Genomic DNA, 3,803 nt, shown 5'->3' on the forward strand with positions numbered 1-3,803 from the left:
ATCAAGAGGTAGGGAGGAAATTACGCCCGAAAGAGTGAATTGCCGACGGGTTGACGGGCAGTTCACACAACCTTCCCCGATCGTCCACAAGCACTCAACTTAGGCTAACCTACCTTTGGCGGAGTTGCCGCGGACAGGTCGAGAGGCGAGAACGATATGACGGTGCAGGTAGCGCCGCCGCCGGGGGCGGAGTCGGGGAACCGGCTGCCCAAGGCGGCAGCGAAAGCGCAGAAGCAGCGGGAAGCGCTGGCGCGCAAGGAGATTCTGGCACCGGTATCGGGGATGCTGACGGTGGCGAGCCTGATCGTCGCGCTCGCCTCGGTGTGCTCGGTGGTCCCGTTCCTGCTGATCGTGGCGGCCTGCCGTGAACTGCTGAACTCCCCGGTCGACACCGACCGGGTGTGGTGGCTGTTCGGCGCGGCCGTGATCGTGCTCGTCGTGCGGGCGTTGCTCCAGGTCGTGGCACTGAGCTGGTCGCACGCGGTCGACGCCGGCTACCAGCTCACGCTGCGCAGACTGCTCGCGGCCAAGCTCACCCGGGTGCCGCTCGGCTGGTTCGGCGAGCGCAGCTCCGGTGAGGTCAAAGGCTATCTGCGCGACGATGTCGACGCCCTGCACTTCCTGGTCGCGCACGCCCGCCTCGATTTCATCGGCGCGCTGGTGGTCCCGCTGGTCACCCTCGGCTACCTGTTCACCGTCGACTGGCGACTCACGCTGGTACTGATGATTCCGCTGATCGCCTACATGATCCTGTTCAGCAAGATCATGGACCGCGACGGCCGTGATCGCCTCGCGGTGTACACCCGGTGGGAGCGCCGGCTGTCCGCCGCCACGGTCGAGTTCGTCGACGGTATCCAGGTGGTCCGGGCGTTCGGTCAGGCGGGCAAGGCGCACAGGGAGTTCCAGGACGCCGTCGAAGGTCAGGTCCAGGCAGCGCATCGGATGAAGACGCCGATCATTCGCGTGCAGGCGGCCTCCGACATCGTGGTGATGCCCGTGTTCGTCATGCTGGTGGTGGTCCTGGGTGGTCTCGCCGGTGTGGGACTCGGCTGGGTGGACCCGCTCGATCTGCTGCCGTTCCTGCTGGTCGGGCTGGGTATCGGTAGTTCGCTGCTCGGCCTCGGCTACGGTTCGCAGGCCCTGCGCGCCGGTGGCGCCGCGGCCCTGCGCCTGCACGAACTCCTGCAGACCCCGGAACTGGAGATCGCCGAAACGCCCGCGGGCGCGCAGACCGGCATCGTGGGTTTCGAAGGCGTCGAGTTCGCCTACCGCACCGGCCACGACGTGCTGCGCGGCATCGACCTCGAACTGACCCCCGGCACCATCACCGCCCTGGTCGGCCCGAGCGGTTCCGGTAAGTCGACCCTGGCGAAGCTGCTGCCGCGCTTCTACGACGTGGGTGCGGGGCGAATCACCATCGACGGCCGCGATATTCGCGAATTCACCAGCGAAGAGCTCTATCGCACGGTCGGATTCGTGTTCCAGGACGTGCGCCTGATCCGCGGCACCATTCGCGAGAACCTCCTGCTGGCCCGCCCCGGCGCGGACACCGAGGCCATCGAACGCGCCACCAGGGCCGCTCAGATCCACGACCGGATCCTGGCGCTGCCCCGCGGCTACGACTCCGAGATCGGCGTCGACGCCACGCTGTCGGGCGGCGAGGCGCAGCGGCTGTCGATCGCCCGCGCACTGCTGGCCGACACCCCGGTCCTCGTCCTCGACGAGGCGACCGCGTTCGCCGATCCCGAATCCGAGGCCGCGGTCCAGGACGCACTGGCGGCCCTGGTCGCCGGGCGCACGGTGCTGGTCATCGCGCACCGCCTGCACACCATCACCGGAGTCGATCGAATCCTGGTGCTGGACAACGGAACCCTGGTCGAACAGGGCACGCACGCGGAACTGCGGGCCGGCGGTGGCCTGTATCAGCGGCTGTGGGAGATCAACGAAGCTGCCCTCGGCGCGCTCGCCCTGGTGGAGGAAACACGATGATTCGCAAGGTTTTCCGGCTCGTCCCCGACGAGTTCGCCCCCCTGATCTCGCGGCTGCTCGGCGTGATCGTGGTGCAGGCGCTGTGCCAGGCCATCGCGTATCTGCTGCTGGTTCCGGTGCTGGAAGCGCTGTTCGGTGACGATCTGAGCGGCGCGTGGCTGTGGGCGCTCGGCATGGCCGTCGCCGTGGCCGGTGTGGTCGTCTTCGGTTACCTGCAGGCCGTGATCGGTCTGCGGATCGGCCTCGGCATGCAGCGCGGTCTGCAGACCCGGCTCGGCGATCAGCTCAACGCGTTGCCGCTGGGCTGGTTCGAAGATCGTGACGCGGGCCCACTCTCGCGGGTGATGGTCGAGCAGGTGCGCGAAATGCAGGGCCTGATCGCCTATCTGCTCACCAAGGTGCTCACCGGCGTCATCGTGCCGCTGGTCGTCGCGATCGGGATGCTGTTCATCGACTGGCGCGTGGGCGTGGCGATGTTGCTCGCCGCACCGGTGCTCTACCTGGTGAACAATCTCGCCAATCGCGCCTACACCGGCGCCGACGCCCGGCTGCACGCCGCCGCGGCCGAGGCCGACTCGCGGGTGGTGGAGTTCGCGCAGGCCCAGCCGGTGCTGCGCGCGTTCGGTGCGGTCGGCGCGGGGAACAAGAAGCTGGATTCGGCACTGGTGCGGCAACGTTCGGCCGTGCTGAAGATGATGGTCGCGACCGTGCCGGGGCTGACCGTGTTCGCGCTGTTCGTGCAGGCCGTGTTCCTGGTGCTCGCGTATATCGCGGTCGTCCAGGTGACCGATGGCGCGATCTCGGCCGCCGCGGCCATCGCGCTGATCGCGGTGAGCGCGCGCTTCATCGAACCGGTGAACCAGGCCGCCCAGCTGGGTACGGCCCTGCGCTCGGCCGCCGCGGCCGCCGACCGCATCACCGACCTGCTCGCCGAATCACCCCTGCCCGCCGCGACCGAACCGGTCACCTCCGGTGCGCCCGCGGTGGTCTTCGACGAGGTGAGCTTCGGCTACCGCCCCGGCGAACCGGTCCTGTCGGATCTGACCTTCACCGTCCCCGCCGGCACCACCACCGCCATCGTCGGACCCAGTGGTTCCGGCAAGACCACCCTGCTGCGCTTGGCCGCCCGCTTCTACGATGTCGATTCCGGCGCGGTCTCGGTGGGCGAACACGATGTGCGCAGGCAACCTTCGGACACCCTGCTCGACCAGCTCTCGCTGGTCTTCCAGAACGTCTACCTGTTCAACCGCTCGGTCGCCGACAACATCCGCATCGGCAAGCCCGACGCCACCGACGACGAGCTGCACCGCGCGGCGGTGGCGGCCAGGGTCGACGAGATCGTCGATCGCCTCCCGGACGGTTTCGACACCACCGTCGGCGAAGGCGGCACCTCGCTGTCGGGCGGTGAGCGTCAACGGGTTTCGATCGCTCGCGCCCTGCTCAAGGACGCCCCGATCGTCCTGCTCGACGAGGCGACCAGTGCGCTGGACCCGCACAGCGAGGCCGTGGTGGTCCGTGGCATCCACGAACTCACCAGGGACAAGACGGTTCTCGTCGTGGCGCACCGTCTCTCGACGATCGCCCATGCCGACCAGATCCTCTTCCTGGACAAGGGCCGGATCGCCGAACGCGGTACGCACGCGGAGCTGCTCGCGCTGAACGGTCGCTACGCCGCGTTCTGGAACGAGCGCGAGCGGGCAACTGGCTGGCGTCTGGAACCGGTCTCCGCGTAAACGCCAGGGCCTCGGCGGTGTCGCGACACCGCCGAGGCGTCTCGGCCCGCCCGCCGCTGGACTGAGTGGAGGGTGCGACGA

The 3,803-nt window shown here is 68.5% G+C and carries 2 protein-coding genes; both read left to right on the forward strand.

Annotated features, from left to right (window positions below):
- Positions 1-156 precede the first annotated feature (156 nt).
- A complete protein-coding gene (locus ACFWF3_RS27670) occupies positions 157-1,989 on the forward strand; it encodes an ABC transporter ATP-binding protein (protein ID WP_379316346.1) in 1,833 nt (610 codons plus the stop codon).
- Entirely contained in the window at positions 1,986-3,722 is a 1,737-nt protein-coding gene (locus ACFWF3_RS27675) for an ABC transporter ATP-binding protein (protein ID WP_379316348.1), read from the forward strand. Before ACFWF3_RS27670 ends, ACFWF3_RS27675 begins: the two co-directional genes overlap by 4 nt.
- The last annotated feature ends 81 nt before the right edge of the window (positions 3,723-3,803 follow it).

Source organism: Nocardia sp. NPDC060220 (genome assembly GCF_042727815.1).
GTDB lineage: Bacteria > Actinomycetota > Actinomycetes > Mycobacteriales > Mycobacteriaceae > Nocardia.